A 17795-nucleotide genomic window follows, 5' to 3' on the forward strand; every position below is an offset into this window, starting at 1 on the left:
CGAAGCGGTTCGGTTGAGGGCGGCGGCGGGGGCATGGATGGATTAGGGCGCCGTGGTCGACCGGCGGGCCAGACGGGGTCAGCACACGTCCGGCCCACCGGTCCGCTAGGGGATGCGCCTCTTCGAGTGCAGGAAGAAGCCGGCGACACCGATGAGGAGCAGGCCGCCGAAGATCAGCAGCGGGACGAAGCCGGTGTCCTGCGCATCGGGCGCGGGGCCGCCGTCGCCGCGGGGCATCACTTGGGCGTTGTAGCCGCCGGCCTTGCCTTCTTGGGCGTACGGCGAGTTCGCGAGCATCGCGCCGTACCGGCCGGAGACCGTCTTCTGGTACTCCGCGAGGGTCGCCGAAGCACCGGCCGCGTAACCGCTGGCGCCCGAGTCGAGCAGCGTCACCCGGCCGTCGCGCAGCGCGTACCAGGCGTCGACCTGGGGTTCGTGAAGCAGCGTGGCGCCTTCGGGCAACCGCCGGGCCAGTGCGCCTTCCCGGTCGCCCGACGCGATGTTGCCGACGCGCCAGGCACCGTCGTCGCCGCGGACCGACCAGACTGTCGCGGTCTGCCCGTCGGACGCCGTCACCGGGACGGCGACGTAAGCGAGCTGTCCGGCGACCGCGCCGTCACCGGCGACGAAATCCCTCGAAAGCTCGTAAACCGGGAAGGTTTTGTCGGCGACGTGGACAACGCTGACCGACGGCGTGCGGCTCGAACCACCCGTCTGTGTGAAGAAGCGGCCGATTTCGGCACGCAGAGTGGGGTCGTCGGCCGCCGCCTTCGCGGCCGCGAGATCTTCACTCGACAGTTGGTCCGCGCGCGCTCCGGGCGCCGAGATCAGCAGGGTGACCGCGACCAGCCCGGCGAGCCCGAGGAACCGCCGCGCGCTCATCGCCGGATCCCGGTGAGAGTGTGCGTCCAGGTGAAGGACTTGTTGCCGGCGTAGAAGTCGTAGGTCGACCAGTTGTAGCGGTTACCGGTGGGCAGTGGATCCCCCCACGAGACCCACTTCCGGCCGGCGTCGGCGCCGTAGAGCACGTGCATGTGGCCGCCGCCCGAAGCCCAGCCGACCCGGGTCTGCACCGGCCGGTCCGCACCGGTCTGCGCCTGGACGTCGGCGTAGGAGATGCGGCTCTTGAGGTAGTTCCCCGGGGCCGAGAAGCCCAGCTTGCCGAAGGCGCGCCGGACGTCACCCAGCGTTCCGGGGCGGTCGGCGCACTCCGGGCGGCGCTCGTCGTGAGCGATCCGGCAGAATTCGTTCTGGGCGACGGTCACACCGTGGTGTGCCGCGATGGTGTTGCCGGAAGCCACCCAGCACCACTGGGACTTCTGCTGCACCTGCATGGCGATGGGGTTCCGGTGGGCAGGCGGCTGGGGCAGGGCGCTCGCCGGGGACTGGACCGCGAGCCACGCCACGAGACTCGCGGCGCCCGCGGCGCAAACCCTCCTCGAGAACACAGGCACAACGGGCCTCCTGGTCACCATGGCGAACCAATGTGGTCACAACGGTGAACAGCAGGCTCACACAGAGCAAGATGGGCACTCGGTGGAACGGACCGTTCCGGGGCGTTTCCACACCCCGGAACGGTCACTCTTCCGGGGTCAACCACCCCGAACGGGGGACGTAGTGTTCACAGTGCGCTGCTAACGTGAACGTTCCGCGGTGTTCACGCTCAGCGCACACACTGGTCTGGTGAAGGGACGAGCGGTGACACGAGACGGGGACACCCCGACGATCATCGACGGCACGCGTCGTCAACCGCTCGAAACCCTGCCCAAGGAGCTCGTCGAGGCCTTGCGCAGCGGCGAATTCCACCACGCGCTGCGGCAGGCGATCGCCTATCGCGGCCTCTCGCTCGCCCGGCTCCGCGCCCATCTCGGACTCCGCGGCGTCCAAATCGGACAGTCGACCCTGAGCTACTGGCAACGCGGATTGCGCCAGCCGGAGGTACCCAAGGCGCTCCCGGCGGTCCGCGCGCTCGAATCGGTGCTGCAACTGCCCGCGGACGCGCTCGTCGTGCTGATCGGCCCGCGGACGGCGCGGGCGCGCGGGCACCAGATGGCCGCGTCGTTCCACGACATCCGGTCCGGCGACATGGGATCGATCGTCGATCAGCTGCTGGCGGAGCTGGGCGCGTACCCGTCGTCCAATCGGTACAACGCCGACCTCGAGATGCTTTCGGTGCACGACACGATCACCTTCGACGCCGCGCACCGGCAGATCGCCCTCCACACCCGGCTGGTGTGCCGCGCGCGGCGTCACGGCCCGGACCGGTACGTCACCGTCTACAACGGCGACCCCGGCTGCCACATCGGCGACGTCGACCTGATCACCGCCGAGGGCTGCCGCGTCGGCCGGATCCGGCGCAACGCCGAGGCCGAGACGATGGCGACCGAACTGCTCTTCGACCGGAAGCTCGCCGAGGGCGAGATCCACGTGTTCTGCTTCGAGGTCCGTGACGACTCCGGCACCGCGTCGCCCGGGTACTTCCGGATGCTGCGGGATCAGTGCGCGAGCTATCTGGTGCAGCTGAAGTTCGCGCTCGGCGCGCTGCCCGCCCGCTGCACACGGCAGTTCCGGACCCGCGACGACGCCGTCCCCGTCGAGTCGGAAGAACTGCCGCTCGACATGGGCGGGGTGACCAGCGGGTTCTTCAGCGACGCCGGGCCGGGGCTGGCCGGCATCGAGGTCGAGTGGCGCTAGCGAGTGCAATGAAGGGGACTTTCATTGCGAAATTTGCAATGAAAGTCCCCTTCATTGCAGCTCAGTACCGGTAGTGATCCGTCTTGAAGGGACCTTCGACGTCCACGTCGATGTACTCGGCCTGGTCCTTGGTCAGCTTCGTGAGCTCGCCGCCGAGAGCGTCGAGGTGGATCTTCGCGACCTTCTCGTCGAGCTTCTTCGGGAGGCGGAAGACCTCCTTGTCGTACTCCTCGTGCTTGGTGAACAGCTCGATCTGCGCGATCACCTGGTTGGAGAAGCTGTTCGACATCACGAACGACGGGTGCCCGGTCGCGTTGCCCAGGTTCAGCAGACGACCCTCGGACAGCACGATGATGCTCTTGCCGTCGGGGAACACCCACTCGTCGACCTGCGGCTTGATGTTGATGCGCCGGATGCCCGGGTAGCGCTGCAGGCCCGCCATGTCGAGCTCGTTGTCGAAGTGGCCGATGTTGCCGAGGATCGCCTGGTGCTTCATCCGCGCCATGTGCTCGATGAGCACGACGTCCTTGTTGCCGGTGGTCGTGATGATGAGGTCGGCCTCGCCGAGGACGTTCTCCAGCTTCTTGACCTGGTAGCCGTCCATCGCCGCCTGCAGCGCGCAGATCGGGTCGATCTCGGTGACGATCACCCGCGCGCCCTGGCCGCGCAGCGATTCCGCGGCGCCCTTGCCGACGTCGCCGTAACCGCAGACGACCGCGACCTTGCCGCCGATGAGGACGTCGGTGCCGCGGTTGATGCCGTCGATCAGCGAGTGCCGGATGCCGTAGCGGTTGTCGAACTTCGACTTGGTGACGGCGTCGTTCACGTTGATCGCCGGGAACAGCAGCTCACCGGCTGCGGCGAGCTGGTAGAGCCGCAGCACGCCGGTCGTGGTCTCCTCGGTGACACCGCGGATGCCTTCGCCGATCTTGGTCCATTTGCCGGTGTCGGCCGCGACGGAGGCGCTCAGCAGCTGGAGGAACACGCGGAACTCGTCCGAGGTGTTCTCGTCCGGGGAGGGGACGACGCCCGCCTTCTCGAACTCGGTTCCCTTGTGCACCAGCATGGTGGCGTCGCCGCCGTCGTCGAGGATCATGTTGGGACCCTCACCGTCCCAGGTGAGCATCCGCTCGGTGCACCACCAGTACTCCTCCAGCGACTCGCCCTTCCAGGCGAACACCGGGACGCCCTTGGGCTCCTCGGCGGTGCCGTGCGGGCCGACGACGATCGCCGCGGCGGCGTGATCCTGCGTGGAAAAGATGTTGCAGGAGGCCCAGCGCACCTCGGCACCCAGTGCGACGAGGGTTTCGATCAGGACCGCGGTCTGTACCGTCATGTGCAGCGAGCCCGAAACCCGGGCTCCCCGCAGGGGATACACCTCGGCGTACTCGCGGCGCAGCGCCATCAGGCCCGGCATCTCGTGCTCGGCGAGGCGGATCTCCTTGCGGCCGAACTCGGCGGCCTCGAGATCGGCGACGGCGAACTCGATGCCGTTGCGGGTGTCGTGCCGCTTGGCAACGCTTTCGGGGGTCATATGCGCGCTTCCTCCAAGGTTGGATGACAACAGAACAGTACCGTTGTCGGCTCAAAGCCCACTGCACTGTTTGGAGGCCTTCACCGTGGTCATGCCGGGTCCCGATACCCGCGTCGTCGAAATACGCGTACCCGGGCTAGTGGGCACGAGCGGTGAAAGTCTGCTGGATTCGACGTCGGTGGTCGACGTCGCGGGCGACGGGATCGGCAGGCTGATCCGGCCGTCGGACCGGCTGCGCCGCCCCGCTCCCGGACCGGTGCTGCCCGCGCTCGGCCGTTCGATCCCGCGCATCCTCGAAGGCTACCTGTGGAGCGGGATGACCTCGGGGGGCGCGGCGAAGGCGACTTGGGCGCTGCTGTTCCCGTTCTCGCTGGCGAACGTCGCGCACTGGATGCTCCCGCCGGTCCCGGAGGGCAAACGCTTCGCGGCCGCGCTCGGCACGGCGTGCCGGGCGGTGCTGCGGGTGGCCTCGCTGCTGCTGACGATGCTGTTGATCAGCCAGCTCGCGGTGGTCTCGCTCGACCTGTTCGCCGCGCAATGCCTCGCCCCCGGCTCGACGTGCCTGGCGGGCGCGCCGTCGTTCCTGCGGGATTTCGCGCCGCTGCGGACGGCCATCGGGGTGGTGCCGCTGCTGGTGCTGATCTTCGTGCTCGACCGGATCCCGTCGTCGGACTGGCGGTCACGGAATCGGCTGCACCGCGCGCACAGTCCGGCCCCGTTGCAGCCACAGGACATGCCGCGGACGCCGGGCCTGCGCACGCTGCACACCGTCGCCGCGCTGACCTGCCTCGCGCTTCCGTTGCTCGGCGGGCCGTTCCGGCTGCCGACGGTGACGTTCGACCTCGTCGTGTGGATCTGCGCGATGGCGCTCGTCCTCGCCGCGCTGGTGGCCTCGACCGTCGGCTTCTCCGCCGGGCCGGTGGTCCGCGGCGGGATGATCGCGTTCGCCGTCGCGCTGGTCGGGATCGCCGTCGTCCGCCGGACGCCGCTGCCCGCCGGACTGCCGGGCGGCGGGCTGGGCGGGGCGGAAGGGACGGTCGAAGCGCTGGGCGCGGCGATGGTCGCGGTGACCGTGCTGTTCGCGCTGATGCTCATCCCGGCGGCCTTGTTCGGCCGTTCGACCTGGAAGCACCTGCCACGCCGGTTGCGGCCCTGGCTCGGCGGCTGGGCCGCGGCGCCGGTCGTCGCGCTGGCGGGCCTGCTCGGCGGCGGCTTCGGCGCGGGGCTCGCGGTCGCGCTGCGGCAACTGGTCGGCGCGAGCGACCTCCGGCTCCCCGACACCTACGTCCTGGTGACCGTGCTGTGGGGCGCCGGGCTCGCGCTCGCCGTCGTACTCGGCTTGCTGGGCTTCGCGGTGGCCGTCCCGCTGCGGCGGCTGCGGCGAGGCGTCCCGAAGATCGTCGGGCTGATGGAGATCGGCAAGGCGCAGGAAGAGGAGGCCGCCCACGTCTGGGCGCGCGCCTCGTGGGAACGCAAGCATCTGCACCATCTGGCGCTCGCGGTGGCACTGGCGATGGCGGCGGGCGGCGGCGCGCTCCTGGTGCTGCGCTTCGGTTTCGGCCCGCTGGGCGAGTGGTCGAAACCGATTTCGGGGATCGGGGTGTTCGCGCTGGGCGCCCTGGCCGCAGGACTGCTGCGCGTCGTTTTCGCCGCCGCGACGACGCCCAAGCGCAGCCGTCACCTCGGCGCGCTGGCGGACCTCGTGTGCTTCTGGCCGCGGGCCGCCCATCCGATCGTTCCGCCGAGCTACGCGCTCAAGGTCGTCCCGGAACTCGCGGACCGGGTCAAGGAACATCTGGCCGATCCGGGCACGCGGGTCGTGCTCTCCGGGTACAACCTCGGCAGCCTGCTGACCGTGCTCGCCGCGGCGCGCGTGCTCGCCGACCTCCCGCCCGAGGACCGTGAGCGCGTCGGGCTGCTGACGGCGGGCTCACCGCTGCAATGGGGTTACCAGCGAGCCTTCCCCGCGATGCTGCCGCAGGCGCAGCTGGCAGGGCTGTACGAGGATCTCGACGGCCGCTGGCGGGCGCTGTGCCGCGGCACGGACATCTTCGGCGGCGGCGTCACGACGTGGCGGCACCGGGTGGTGTCCGGGAAACTGCTCGGCGACGGCTACCTGGCCACCGGCGGAACGGGTCCGCTCGCCGCCGAAGCCGACGAGCAGGGTGTCCTGGTGCTCGGCGGCGATCACTGGCTGCCGGACCCGATGCGCGGGCCGACCGGGCGGCACCGCTGGGCACCCGGCGTCCTCAAGCACACGGATTACGTCGTCGACGCCGAATGGGACAACGCCGTCGCGATGGCCGCCGGGCTCGGCCGCCCCCGCCCGTCGAACCCTTGGGGCGAGCAGGGATCGCTGTTCGGGGACTTCCCGCAAATGCGCTGAAGGCCCCCTTCACGAGGAAGAGGGCCTTCAGGCATCAGCTAGTTTCAGTCGGCCTTGCGACGCACGCGCAGCAGGACCAGGACGCCGGCACCGGCCAGCACCAGCAGGCCACCGGCCCACAGCAGCCAGGCGTTGTCGAAACCGGTGTCCGCGAGACCGCCGCCGTTGCCACCGTTACCGCCCACGTTCGGGGCCGGGGCGGAGGTGCTGGTCGGGGTGTCGGACGGCTTCTCCGTGGTCGAGGTCGGCGCGGTCGTCGGCGGCTTGGCCGTCGAGGTCTTCGTCGGCTCGGACGGCTTCGGCTGCTCGGTCGGCTTGGTCTTCTCGCCGCACGCGTACCACTTGTCGATGTTCGCCTTGCTGCCGTCGCGGTTGAACGGCGCGCGCAGCTCGGTCCACGGCGGGGTGTCGGAGAGCTTGCGCTTGCCGGGCTCGTAGACGTTGTAGCCGTCGTCGCCACCGAGGACGACGATCGCGGTCACCTTGACGCCCTCGCCGAGGCCGGTGATGTTGAGCCGCTTCTCACCGGCGCCACCGGTGAACTTGAAGTCCGCGTCGGACAGGGCCTTGCCGCCGGCCTTGACCTGCTCGCACTTGCTGATGTTGCCGGGGATCGGCTTGGCGCGGTCGTCATCGGAGTGACAGGCCAGCGCCGAACCGGCGGTACCGAGCAGGGCGGCGGTCGCCAGTGCGACGACGGTGACGGCGGAACGGACACGCCGTCCGGACATGATCTGCATTCAGAGCTCTCCTGTACCGATCGGGGGACAAACGAGCAAAGCGCGGTGCCTCATTCGAGGGATGAAGGTCAACTCGCGGTGCTTCTACACGAGTTCCGTTCACCCGACAGGGTGAGGCGAGAGACCGGACGCTATCGCACACCGATTTCACACCGAAACCGGGGCCCCCGACAAAGCGGCCCACCATCCACAGAGGAATGGTGGGCCGCCGAAACGAGAATGATCAGTCCGAAACGGACTCCGTCTTCTCGGCCTTGTTCTGCTTGCCGAGCACTGAATGGCGACGGCTGTAGACGAAGTAGACGACGACGCCCAGCACCATCCACGCGATGAACCGCAACCAGGTCAAAACGGTCAGGTTGAGCATCAGCCAGAGGCAGGCGGCGATCGCCAGGATCGGGATCAACGGCACCCACGGCACGCGGAAGGCGCGAGGGAGATCCGGTCGCTTCTTGCGCAGCACCATCACACCCGCCGAAACGAGAATGAAGGCGAACAGCGTGCCGACGTTGACCATTTCCTCGAGCTTGTCCGCCGGGAAGAACGTGGCGGCGACGGCGACCAGTGCGCCGACGACGATGGTCGCCCGCTTCGGCGTCCCGTTCGGGCCGGTCTTCGCCAGGCTGCGCGGCATGAGGCCGTCGCGCGACATCGCGAAGATGATCCGGATCTGGCCCAGCATCAGCACCATGACGACGGTCGTCAGACCGGCGAGGGCACCGACGGAGATGATGTTGGCCGCCCAGTCGACGCCGTTGACCGCGAACGCGGAAGCGAGGGTCTTCTTGCCGCCGTCACCCGCCGAAGTGGCGAGGTCCTTGTAGTTCACCATGCCGACGACCACGAGCGACACCGCGACGTACAGCACCGTGACGATGGCGAGCGAGCCGAAGATGCCGCGGGGCACGGCCTTCTGCGGGTTGCGGGTCTCCTCCGCGGTGGTCGCGACGATGTCGAAACCGATGAACGCGAAGAACACCAGCGACGCCGCGGCCAGCAGGCCGAAGACGCCGAACGAGCTACTGCTGCTGCCCGCGAACACCGAGAAGAGCGACTGGTCGACCCCGGTGGCCGACGACTCGGCGCCGGACTGGGCCTCCGGGATGAACGGCGTGTAGTTGGCGGCCTTGATGTAGAAAATGCCGAGCACGATCACGAACAGCACCACCGCGACCTTGATCCCGGTGATCACCATCGAGAACCGCGAAGACAGCTTCGTGCCGACAGCGAGCAGCGTCGCCAGCACCAGCACCACGATCAGGGCGCCCCAGTCGACGGGGACGCCGCCGATCTCGAACGTCGTTTTCGTGCCCTTGCCGAAGATGTAGGAGAGCACGGTTTCGAGATAGGCCGACCAGCCCTTCGACACCGCGGCCGCGCCGACCGCCAGCTCCAGGATCAGGTCCCAGCCGATGATCCACGCCATGAACTCGCCGAACGTGGCGTACGAGAACGTGTACGCGCTCCCGGCCACCGGGACGGTCGACGCGAATTCCGCGTAACAGAGAGCCGCCAGCGCACAGGCGATGGCGGCGAAGACGAACGAGAGCGAGACCGACGGCCCGGCGTAGTCGCCTGCCGTGCGCGCGGTGAGCGTGAAGATCCCGGCGCCGATGACGACGGCGACACCGAAGACGGTCAGGTCCCAAGCGCTCAGGTTCCGCCTGAGTTTGGTCCCCGGTTCGTCGGTGTCCGCGATGGATTGCTCAATGGATTTCGTACGCCACAGACCGTTTCCGGGCACCCTTGACCTCCTACACCTGACTGCGGTTCAAGGGACCCTATCGCCCGATCGTGGCGGCAGCGCGGTGGGAGAGCAACGAAGTACCCGAAGGTCGCGGCGGTGATCGGCGGAATACGGACAGTTGCCCCGCATGGTGATCACGGATCCCTCGCTTTCGCGCCCCCGGACACCAGGAAAGGCCCGTTCCTTGCAAAATTTGCAAGGAACGGGCCTTTCCTGGCGCACTGGAGCCGGTTCGAGACCGGCTCACGCCAGCGAGCGGTCCAAGTCCGGCTCGAGGTAGATCAGCTTCGCCGTCGGCACCTTCGCGCGAACCCGCGCTTCGGCGTCGTCGATGGCCTGCGCGACTTCGGCGGTCTCCAGCCCGGGCACCAGCGCGAGCTTCGCGGCCACCAGCATCTCGTCCGGGCCGATGTACAGCGTCCGGATGTGGATGACCCGCTCGACCTTGCCCGCGGCGAGTTCGTCGACGATCGTGTCGAGGTCGGGCTCGGAGGCGCCCTCGCCGATCAGCAGGCTCTTCATCTCGATGATCAGGATGACCGCGATGACGCCGAGCAGCAGGCCGATCGTGACGGTGCCGATGCCGTCCCACACCGGGTCGCCGGTGGCGACCGAGAGCCCGACGCCCGCGAGCGCGAACACCAGGCCGAGCAGCGCACCCGCGTCCTCCAGGAGGACCACCGGCAGTTCGGGGGTCTTGGCCTGGCGGATGAACGCCCACCAGCCCGCGTCGCCCTTGATCTTCTTCGACTCCTGGATCGCGGTGTAGAAGGAGTAGGACTCCAGTCCGATCGCGACCACGAGGATGCCGACGGCCACCCACGGCGAGGTCAGCGCCTCCGGCTCGCTGATCTTGTGGATGCCCTCGTACAGCGCGAACACCGAGCCGAGGCTGAACAGCATCAACGCGACGATGAACGAGTAGAAGTACCGGTCCCGTCCGAAACCGAACGGGTGCGTGCGGGTCGCCGCGCGCTGCGAGGTCTTCTGGCCCAGCAGCAGGAGGCCCTGGTTCGAGGTGTCCGCGAGCGAGTGCACGGACTCCGCGAGCATCGAAGACGACCCCGTGATGAGGAAGCCGGTGAATTTGGCGGCCGCGATTCCGGCGTTCGCCACGAGCGCGGCGATGATCGCCTTGGTTCCGCCACCTGCAGACACGTGCAACTCCCCTGGTGTCCTGAAAAATGGTGTCCCGATATGCCGGGTTCGAAGGCTAGCAGTGCAGATGAGGCCCGTGGCGCCGGGCGGGACAGGTCACAGAATTGTCGGATCCCCTCGCTAGTCTCGCCCCTCTCATGACCTGGGAGGTGCCCGTGCCGCGATTCGGCGTGCTCGGACCGTTGACGATCGAGAGCCCACCCGGGCGGCGCACCGCGCCGCGCGGCGATCATCAGCGTGCCCTGCTGGCCGTCCTGCTGCTGAACGCGAACTCGTCCGTCCCGGTCGACGCCCTGGTCGAGACCCTCTGGCCGGAGACACCGCCGAAGTCGTACTCCTCGAATCTGCACACCTACGTCTCCCGTCTGCGGGCGCGGTTCGAGGGGCTGGCGATCGAGCGTGACCCGCTCGGGTACCGGCTGATCGTCGAGCCCGGCGACCTCGATCTGCTGTCCTTCCGCGAAGCCGCGGCGGCGGGAAAGGCGGCGGCGCGCGCGGGCGATCCGGCGTCGGCAGCCGGGCACTATCGCCGGGCGCTGGCGGAATGGCGCGGGCCGGTCCTGTCGGGACTGCATCTCCCCCGGCTCGACGCGGACGTCGCCCGGCTCGAGTCGGAACGCCTCGCCGCTTTCGAGGACTGTGTGGACGCCGAACTGTCCGACGGCAGGCACGGCGAGCTCACCGGCGAACTCCAGGCGATGATCACCGAGCATCCCCTGCGCGAGAGGCTGGCCGCGCAGCTGATGACCGCGCTGCACCGCGCCGGGCGGCAGGCCGATTCGCTGGCCGTCCACCGCGAGCTGCGCACCACCCTCGTCGAGGAACTCGGCGTGGAGCCCGGCGCCGAGGTCCGCCGCGTGCACGCCGCCGTGTTGCGCGGAGAGGATCCGGTGCCGCCCGCCAAGGCCGCGCCGGTCTTCCCGATCTGCCAGCTGCCCCCGGACATCGCGGATTTCGCGGGGCGCGAGGGCGAGGTCTCGAAGCTCTCCGGGCTGCTCGGCGCGAGCACGGGCGTCCCGGTCGCGGTGATCACCGGCGAACCCGGCGCGGGCAAGTCCACCCTCGCGGTCAGCACCGCGCACCGGCTCCGCCGGTCCTTTCCGGACGGGCAGCTGTTCATCCCGCTCGCGGGCGCCTCCAGCCCGCGGGACCTCGCCGACGTCCTCGGCGACCTGTTGCGCGCGCTCGGTGTCACCGGCCCCGCCATCCCGGACGACGTCGAGGCCAGGGCGGCGGTCTATCGCGGCCGTCTCGCCGATCGGCGGGTCCTCGTGGTGCTCGACGACGCCGCGGGTCCCGATCAGGTCCGCGCGCTGCTGCCGGGAACACCGGGCAGCGCCGTCTTGATCACCAGCAGGCAGCGGCTTTCCGGGCTCGCCGGGGCGGATCGCCTCCCTCTCGCACCGCTGTCCGGCGCCGAGGCGATGACCCTGCTGGCACGGCTGGCCGGGCCGGATCGGGTGGGCGCCGAACGAGCGGACGCGGAGCGCATCGCCAAGGCCTGCGGCAATCTCCCGCTCGCGCTGCGGATCGCGGGCAGCAGGCTCGCTATGCGGCCGGGCCTGCCGCTCGGGAAACTCGCCGGGAAGCTGGAGGACGAGGTCTCGCGCCTCGACGAACTCCAGGTCAGCGATCTCCAGGTGCGCGGCAGCATCGCCTTGAGCCATCAGGCCCTGAGCCCGGCCGCGCGGCGCGCGTTCCGGTTGATCGGCCGCTCCCGCACGCTCGATCTGCCCGCGTGGGCGGTGTCGACCCTCATCGACTGCGCTGACAGCGCTGACAGCGAGGACGCCGACGAGGCCATCGACGAACTCGTCGAGGCGAGCCTGCTCGAGGCCACCGGTGTCGATCCGACCGGTGAGCAGCGGTTCCGCCTGCACGATCTCGTGCGCGTGTTCGCCACGGAACTCGGCCGGGAACTGGAGACCCACGACGAGCGGGTGGCTACCGTCGCGAAGGTGTCGGACGCGGCGCTGTGCCTCGCCGACACGGCGGCCCGCCGCCTGCCGAGGACGGTGCCGATGCCGTTGTCGGATCAGGACTTACCCGCGCAGCCGTTGCCGGCCGAACTGGTCGAGCGGCTGCTGCGCGATCCCGGGACGTGGTTCTCCGTGGAGCGGGCCAACCTGGTCACCGCCGTCTCGTCGCTGTGCGCCGTCGGCTGGCTGCGAAAAGCGTTGCGGATACTGGAAAGGCTGAGCACGTACCTGTACCTGCACAGCCACTACACCGACATGAGGACGGCGTACGAGACCTTGCGCGACGCCGCCCGAAAGGCGGGCGACAGGCACATCGTGGTCATCGCCGAGGCGAACCTGACGGTGTTGCTGCACGCTCGCGGCGAGTACGAACGCGCCGTCGAGGGGTATCGAGAATGTTCGAAGGAACTGGCGGAGCTGGGTGATCTGGCCACGCGAGCGTGGGTGGAGACCAATCTGGCGCACTGCCTCGTCGGGCTCGGCCGGGCCGGGGAATCGCTGCACGCCGCGACCCAGGCCCGCGAACTGTCCACTGTGGAGGATTCGGGGACCCATGCGCGGCGGGCGGAATCCGCCGCGCTGCACAGGCTGGGCAAGATCTCCGAAGCGCTGGAGATCGATCGCCGGATCCTCGCCGAGGCGAGGGAATCGGCCGACGACCGCCGGCTCGGCATCGCCCTGCAAGGGCTTTCGTGGTCGCTGATGCTCGACGGCCGCCCGGAAGAGGCGCTGGAGACGGTCGAGGAATCCGTCCTGGTCCTGCGCCGGACGACGGCGAGGTCGGCACTGGCGAAGTCCCTGCGCACGCAGGGCGCGATCCTCGCCGGCGCCGGACGGCGCGCCGACGCGGTGAAGGCGTACGAGAACGCACGGCGCCTGGCAGGCGCGCTCGAAGAACGGCCGCGGGAGCTTTCCTGCACCCGCGCGATCGCGGCGAGCTGGATCGGCGACGGCCGCGCCGATCGCGCGATTCCCGTGCTGCGCCACTGCCTCGGCGAATTCCGTGCCATGGGCGGGAAACCCGCGACCGGCCTCACCCTGCACGTCCTGCGCAGGGCGTACGAGGCCGTCGGGGAAACGGAGGCGGCCGAGGCGGCGGGTGAAGAGGCGAAACGATTGGATGTCCCCCACGACGCCAACGCTTCGGCCCTTGTCCGGTTGCTGTTGTCGCTCACCGAACCCGCCCCGGCCTGACCGGGTGGTGCCCGACCCCTCAGACGAGCACCACCCGGAAGTCAGCCCACGGAGAGCCGCCGGCCCGTATCGGGACGAGCCGACGACAACCGCAGGGTCACCCCTTCGGATGATGATCGCGGAACCCGCCACACGGAACGCACACAGTTCGGGCCAAGGACGCATTCATCGAGGAGAAGGTCAAGCGTGTCGTGTTCGGGTGGGAAGGGCGTTCACGCGAGTCACGCCTTCGCTCACTCAACAGTCCTCTGGTTGCGGTCCTTGCACGTGCAAGGACCGCAACCAGAGGACGAAACGCGGAGAGGTCAGCAGGTGCCGGCGGTGGCGCGGAAGACCTGGGTGCGCTCACCGGAGAGCGGCCGGACGCGGACGGCGGGGTCGGCGGCCGGGAGCCACACCGACTGGCCGCGGCGGAGTTCGACCTGTTCGCCGTCGTCGGCGGTCACCAGGAGGCTGCCCGCGGTGCACAGCAGGATCTGCGGGCCGACGTCGTGGACGGCGACCTCGCCGTCGTCCCCGGCCTCCCACTCGATCCGCGACAACTCGAACTCGGGCGCGTCGGTGCGGTACACCGACAGGCGCTCCTCGCGCTCGCCGCTCTGGACCGGCATCTCGCCGCACGCGAAGTCGACGACGCGCAGCAGCTCCGGCACGTCGACGTGCTTGGGGGTCAGCCCGCAGCGCAGGATGTTGTCCGAGTTCGCCAGGATTTCGACGGCGGTGCCGTGCAGGTACAGGTGCAGGTTGCCGGCGGGCAGGTAGATCGCCTCGCCCGCGCTGAGGGTGAGGCGGTTGAGCAGCAGCGCCGCGAGCACGCCCGCGTCACGCGGATGCGACTCGCCGAGTTCCAGGATGGTCCGGCATTCGACGTCGAACTCGCCGCGTTCCTGGATGTGCTTCACGCACGAATCGAGGACCTCGGGCAGCAGTTCGTCGAGCGCGGCCTGCGGCAGGGTGATCCAGGTGGTGAACAGCGCGCGCAGCCCGGCCGGATCCGGCTGGGCGTCCAGCAGCACCGCGTACTTCGCCAGCCCCGGCGTCTCGATCGCCTTCAGCAGCGCGATCGTGCGTTCCGGGTCGCGGAAGCCCGCCAGCGCGTGGAACTCCGTCAGCGCGCAGACGAGTTCCGGTTTCGCCGTCGGATCCGGGTAGTTGCGGTTCGAGGCGTCGCGCGGGATGCCTGACGACTCCTCGCGCGCGTAGCCCTCCGCCGCCTGTGCGGCCGAGGGGTGCGCCTGCATCGAAAGCGGCTCTTCGGCGGCGAGGATCTTCAGCAGGAACGGCAGCCTGCCGCCCCAGCGCCCGGCGCAGCCCTCGCCGAGCTGGCCGATCGGATCGGCTTCGACGAGCTCCAGCAGGCTCCGCTCGGTGCCGTCCGGGCCGATGACGTGGGACGGGTCGCCGGGGTGGGCGCCCATCCACAGTTCCGCCTCCGGATGCGGCGCCGGCACCGGACGCCCCAGCAGCTCGGGGATCGTCGTTCTCGACCCCCACGCGTAGGGCCGCACGGCATTGCGCAGCAGCTCCACTGTCACCTCAACTCCTCGCCGGGCACGGGTGGTGCCGGCCCTCATTTCCTACGTCGCACCCGGGGCTCACGCCGTTGCAGGCGTGTACCTCCCAGCGCCGCCGATGCTGCCGACGGCCAGCCCCAGATAGACCGCGGCCAGCTCGAAACGCAGCGCGAGAACGGCCGCACGCACGATCTCGTCCGTTTCGATCTCTTCGGCGGGGGCGATCACATCCGCACCGGGCAGCAGGTCTTCCGCCTGGTAGCGGGCCGCCTCCGTGGCCGGCCCCGTCCGAACCGAGAGGAGCAACACCCTCGGCACGACGCCGACCCCCTCCTCCGGGTCCGCGAAGATATCGCGCTCCACGCCCCCGGACAATGCCGCACGCCGCAAAGCGGGCCTTGCCAAGGCCTGGCGATAGTCCTCGACATCACAGACGAGGGCCGCGTGGGCGGCGAAAGCGTGGGCCGCGTGTTCGCCGACGGCGACCGCGACCGGGTCCAGCCCCCACAGGAGCGGCTGGCGGTCGGCCAGCTTCAGCGCCATCGCCTTGGCCGGGTTCGCGAACGAGTCCCTCGCCAGGTAGTCCTTCTCGGCTTCCGCGTCGAGGTGGTCGGCGAGCTGCTCCAGATCGGCCACCAAGAGGCCGAGCGCGTTCGCGGTCAGCAGCGCGGCGGCGAGCCCGCGCGGGAAGGCCATTTCCGGCGGGACCGGGAGCCTCGGCGCGAGGATCAGTCCCTTGCCCGCGACGGCGGCCGCGACCGGGCCCTCGCCGGGAGCGGACAGCACGACCGTCGCACCGAACCTGGCGGCACGCTCCAGCGAAGCGGCCAGCTCACGATCACCGGCGTCGTCGGTGTGCGCGAAGACGACGTCGAGGGCACCGATCCAGCTCGGCACGACCTCGGCGACGACCACCGGCACCGGGCAGGCCGGGGTCAGCAGCGCGGCGACCAGCCTGGTCAGCGTCCGGCTGACGCCGGGCCTGTCGATCAGCACGAGCGAGCGCGGGCGCCCGACGTCCAGGCGATCGCTCAGTTCGAGCTCGGCCGCGGCTTCGGCGGTCGCCCGGACCTGGGCGCCCGCCATCGCGGCGGCACGGAGCAGCCCCGCGGTGTCGGCCTCGGCCAATCGCGCGGGATCGTCGAGCAGGGAATCGTCAGGGACCGTCGGCATGGGCGCCATCCGGGGTCGTCGGCTCGGTGGCTTCGTCCAGCAACAGTACCGGGATTCCATCACGGACCGGATACACGCGACCGCACTCCGTGCAGGTCAGCGCGTCCGCCTCCGGGTCGGCCGTCGTCCCCGGCCGCAGCGGCGCGTGATCGGGGGACGGGCAGGCCAGGATCTCCAGCAACTGTGCGTCAAGCGTGACGGCCATGGTCTCTCCCTACCTGTGGGACATCTCTATGTGTGTTTTCACGACACATTCGTTACCCACGGACGATCGCCAATACGTCTTCGGTCAGCGCCCGGACGGCCTCGGCGTCGGCGGCCTCGACGTTCAGGCGGAGCAGCGGCTCGGTGTTGGACGGGCGCAGGTTGAACCAGCCACCGCCGGGAAGCTGCACGGTGAGCCCGTCCAGTTCGTCGATCTCGACGCCGTCGCGCGCGGCGAAGGTGTCCTTGACCGCCATCATGCGCGCGACCTGGTCGTCCACGGTGGAGTTGATCTCGCCGGAGGCCGCGTAGCGCGAGTACTCCGCCGTCAGCTCGGACAGCGGGCCCGTCTGCTCGCCGAGGGCGGCGAGGACGTGCAGCGCGGCCAGCATGCCGGTGTCGGCGCGCCAGAAGTCGCGGAAGTAGTAGTGCGCGGAGTGCTCGCCGCCGAAGATCGCGCCGGTCTTGGCCATCTCGGCCTTGATGAACGAGTGCCCGACCCGGGTGCGCACCGGCTTGCCGCCGTGCTCGGCGACGATCTCCGGTACCCCCTTCGACGTGATCAGGTTGTGGATGATGGTGCCGCCCGGCTCCTTCTCCAGCTCACGGATCGCGACCAGCGCGGTGATGGCACTCGGCGACACGGGCTCGCCGCGCTCGTCGACGACGAAGCAGCGGTCGGCGTCGCCGTCGAACGCGAGACCCGCGTCGGCGCCTTCCTCGCGCACCTTCGCCTGGAGGTCGACGATGTTCTTCGGGTCGAGCGGGTTGGCCTCGTGGTTGGGGAAGTTGCCGTCGAGTTCGAAGTACATCGGCACGACGTCGAGGGGCAGGCCCGCGAAGACCGTCGGGACGGTGTGGCCGCCCATGCCGTTGCCTGCGTCGACGACGACCTTCAGCGGACGGCTTCCGGACAGGTCGACGAGCTTGCGCAGGTATGCCGCGTAGTCCGCGAGGACGTCCTTCTCGGTCACCGAGCCGCGCTGGCCCGCGAAGGTGGGGACACCCTGCTCGACGGTGTCGCGGATCTCCGCGAGACCGGAGTCCTGGCCGACCGGGGCGGCGCCCGAACGGCACAGCTTGATGCCGTTGTACTGCGCCGGGTTGTGGCTGGCGGTGAACATGGCGCCCGGCAGGTTCAGCGACCCGGAGGCGAAGTACAGCTGGTCGGTGCTGGCGAGACCGATCGTCACGACGTCGAGGCCCTGCGAGGTCACGCCGTCGGCGAACGCGGCGGACAGCTCGGGCGAGGAGTCGCGCATGTCGTGGCCGATGACGATCGCGTCCGACTCGGCCTTGATCAACAGGGCGAACGCCGAGCCGAGGTCACGGACGAGCGCCGCGTTCAGCTGTTCACCGACCACGCCGCGAATGTCGTAGGCCTTCACGATGCCCGAAAGGTCTGGCACGCCTGCTCCCCGCCAATAGTCTCGTTACAACGCCCTCTGGCGCCTCGAAAGCCTACCGGCGGG

General features: G+C 69.7%; 13 protein-coding genes. 3 read left to right on the forward strand and 10 right to left on the reverse strand.

Annotated elements, in window-relative coordinates:
• Positions 1–105: 105 nt before the first annotated feature.
• Both BKN51_RS27755 and BKN51_RS27760 read right to left on the reverse strand, forming a co-directional pair.
• Positions 106–882 (reverse strand): hypothetical protein, encoded by a 777-nt coding sequence (locus tag BKN51_RS27755; protein WP_101610446.1) that lies wholly within the window; start codon positions 880–882, stop codon positions 106–108.
• Complete coding sequence (locus tag BKN51_RS27760; RefSeq protein WP_101610447.1) at positions 879–1448, reverse strand: papain-like cysteine protease family protein; 570 nt, start codon at positions 1446–1448, stop codon at positions 879–881. The genes BKN51_RS27755 and BKN51_RS27760 overlap by 4 nt, the downstream gene beginning before the upstream one ends.
• A 250-nt stretch (positions 1449–1698) precedes the next feature.
• Between BKN51_RS27760 and BKN51_RS27765 the strand changes: the two genes are divergently transcribed.
• A complete protein-coding gene (locus tag BKN51_RS27765) occupies positions 1699–2694 on the forward strand; it encodes a hypothetical protein (RefSeq protein WP_101610448.1) in 996 nt (331 codons plus the stop codon).
• A 61-nt stretch (positions 2695–2755) separates the two neighbouring features.
• Here BKN51_RS27765 and ahcY read toward each other — a convergent pair whose 3' ends face one another.
• Positions 2756–4228, reverse strand: coding sequence for an adenosylhomocysteinase (gene ahcY / locus BKN51_RS27770; protein ID WP_101610449.1), 1473 nt, complete (start codon positions 4226–4228; stop codon positions 2756–2758).
• A 91-nt stretch (positions 4229–4319) separates the two neighbouring features.
• On the opposite strand from ahcY, the gene BKN51_RS27775 reads away from it, so the two are divergent.
• Positions 4320–6614: a hypothetical protein gene (locus tag BKN51_RS27775; RefSeq protein ID WP_168214401.1), complete on the forward strand. Its 2295-nt coding sequence runs from the start codon at positions 4320–4322 to the stop codon at positions 6612–6614.
• A gap of 44 nt (positions 6615–6658) precedes the next feature.
• Here the strand turns inward: BKN51_RS27775 and BKN51_RS27780 are convergent, their stop codons facing one another.
• The 3 genes from BKN51_RS27780 to BKN51_RS27790 form a co-directional block, all read right to left on the reverse strand.
• Positions 6659–7354, reverse strand: a complete 696-nt coding sequence (locus BKN51_RS27780) for an LPXTG cell wall anchor domain-containing protein (RefSeq protein ID WP_101610451.1) — start codon at positions 7352–7354, stop codon at positions 6659–6661.
• A gap of 223 nt (positions 7355–7577) precedes the next feature.
• On the reverse strand, positions 7578–9098 hold the full coding sequence (locus BKN51_RS27785; protein ID WP_101610452.1) for an amino acid permease: 1521 nt from the start codon (positions 9096–9098) through the stop codon (positions 7578–7580).
• A gap of 246 nt (positions 9099–9344) precedes the next feature.
• A complete protein-coding gene (locus BKN51_RS27790; RefSeq protein ID WP_101610453.1) occupies positions 9345–10259 on the reverse strand; it encodes a cation diffusion facilitator family transporter in 915 nt (304 codons plus the stop codon).
• A gap of 155 nt (positions 10260–10414) precedes the next feature.
• Here BKN51_RS27790 and BKN51_RS27795 point away from each other — a divergent pair, with 155 nt between their 5' ends.
• Positions 10415–13432, forward strand: coding sequence for an AfsR/SARP family transcriptional regulator (locus BKN51_RS27795; RefSeq protein WP_101613493.1), 3018 nt, complete (start codon positions 10415–10417; stop codon positions 13430–13432).
• Positions 13433–13737: 305 nt separating this feature from the next.
• Here the strand turns inward: BKN51_RS27795 and manA are convergent, their stop codons facing one another.
• From manA to BKN51_RS27815, 4 genes are all read right to left on the reverse strand, one after another.
• Positions 13738–14961, reverse strand: coding sequence for a mannose-6-phosphate isomerase, class I (gene manA, locus BKN51_RS27800; RefSeq protein WP_101610454.1), 1224 nt, complete (start codon positions 14959–14961; stop codon positions 13738–13740).
• Positions 14962–15027: 66 nt separating this feature from the next.
• Positions 15028–16119 (reverse strand): hypothetical protein, encoded by a 1092-nt coding sequence (locus BKN51_RS27805; protein ID WP_101610455.1) that lies wholly within the window; start codon positions 16117–16119, stop codon positions 15028–15030.
• Entirely contained in the window at positions 16103–16324 is a 222-nt protein-coding gene (locus BKN51_RS27810) for a Trm112 family protein (RefSeq protein WP_101610456.1), read from the reverse strand. Before BKN51_RS27810 ends, BKN51_RS27805 begins: the two co-directional genes overlap by 17 nt.
• 52 nt (positions 16325–16376) lie before the next feature.
• On the reverse strand, positions 16377–17732 hold the full coding sequence (locus tag BKN51_RS27815; protein ID WP_101610457.1) for a phosphomannomutase/phosphoglucomutase: 1356 nt from the start codon (positions 17730–17732) through the stop codon (positions 16377–16379).
• Positions 17733–17795: the final 63 nt, after the last annotated feature.

The sequence above is a fragment of the Amycolatopsis sp. BJA-103 genome (genome assembly GCF_002849735.1).
Taxonomy (GTDB): Bacteria; Actinomycetota; Actinomycetes; order Mycobacteriales; family Pseudonocardiaceae; genus Amycolatopsis.